The sequence below is a fragment of the Lentzea sp. NPDC060358 genome, assembly GCF_042725365.1.
GTDB lineage: Bacteria > Actinomycetota > Actinomycetes > Mycobacteriales > Pseudonocardiaceae > Lentzea.
Genome location: NZ_JBHXCW010000492.1, coordinates 1 through 1,161 on the forward strand (window position 1 = coordinate 1; position 1,161 = coordinate 1,161).

Below are 1,161 nucleotides of genomic sequence, written 5' to 3' on the forward strand. Positions count from 1 at the left end.
GCTTCGACATTCACGTGACCGGCCGGTCTTGCTCGGGTCAGGCTGTGGCCAGTGTCTTCTTCTGCGACCTCGTGCGGAGCTGGTCGATGCTCCACGCGCCGGCGCCCGTGAACACCAGCAGCAGGAACGCCCACGAGTAGACCGCGGCGAGCTCGCCGCCGTTCTCGATGGGCAGCAGGGCCTTCGGCTGGTGCACCACGAAGTAGGCGTAGGCCATGGCGCCGGAGCTGATCAACGCCGCCCAGCGCGTCCACAGGCCGATCAGGACCAGTCCTCCGCCGATCAGCTCGATGAGCATCACGGGGCCGGCGGGCCAGGACAGCAGCTCGGTTCCCTTCGAGACCTTCTGCACCCCGTGAAACACGAAGAACAGTCCGACGACGATGCGGAAGAGCGCCAGGGCGTGCTCTCGTCGTTGCTCCAGGAACTCCATGGTCAAGGTCCTTCCGGGGCTCGGGGGCAAAGGTCAGGGCACAAAAGGTTTGGACCAATTTAGAGTGTGCCGCTCGAGGCGCTTTTGGTATCTGGTTGACTGTTGCCCCTATGAAACGAGCACTGTTGCTGCCCCTGCTCGGCGTCCTCGCCGCGTGCGGCACGGAGGTCTCCCAGGGCGTGCCCTCGGCCGCCACCCGGACCCAGCAGGTCACCACCACGACCAGCGCCGCACCGACAGTGCCGCCCGCACCACAGCCCGTCACCGATGGCACCTGCCCGTACCTCGCGACGTCGTTCGTCGCCCAGGCCAACGGTCAGCTGGTGCCCAAAGTGAAACTGTCAACGGACGAACCTCACCCCGCGTGCTTCTTCTACGCCAACGCCACCGAAATCCAGCTGACCGTGCGCGTGTACGTGGGGGACGAGCGCGTCGCGAAGCTCATCGTGAACGAGGCGGCACCGGACGGGTCCCAGCCCGCCACCCAGCCCACCGGGTGGACCGGGGGGTACGTCAGCGGTGACACCGGGGTCGTCTACGCGGTCTCGAAGGCCGACGCCGCCGTGGTCGTGACGACCAACCAGAAGCAGTCGATCAAAGCGCGCCGCATCACCGAAGAGGCGATCAAGGGCCTCAAGCTCTAGACATGCCACAAGGGGTGGCTCTCGAAGTCGAGAGCCACCCCCGTCACTTATACACAAAAACGACCCCACCATACCGAGCGATAT

Annotated in this window: 2 protein-coding genes; one reads left to right on the forward strand and one right to left on the reverse strand. The window is 65.5% G+C overall.

All coding sequences use genetic code 11. The features are described from left to right. Nucleotides 1-37 precede the first annotated feature (37 nt). Nucleotides 38-433 carry a DoxX family protein gene (locus ACFWGZ_RS41115; protein ID WP_382456994.1) on the reverse strand — a complete coding sequence of 132 codons (396 nt, stop codon included), beginning with the start codon at nt 431-433 and terminating at the stop codon, nt 38-40. Between the two features lie 110 nt (nt 434-543). Here ACFWGZ_RS41115 and ACFWGZ_RS41120 point away from each other — a divergent pair, with 110 nt between their 5' ends. Further along, entirely contained in the window at nt 544-1,077 is a 534-nt protein-coding gene (locus tag ACFWGZ_RS41120; RefSeq protein WP_382456995.1) for a DUF2020 domain-containing protein, read from the forward strand. The last annotated feature ends 84 nt before the right edge of the window (nt 1,078-1,161 follow it).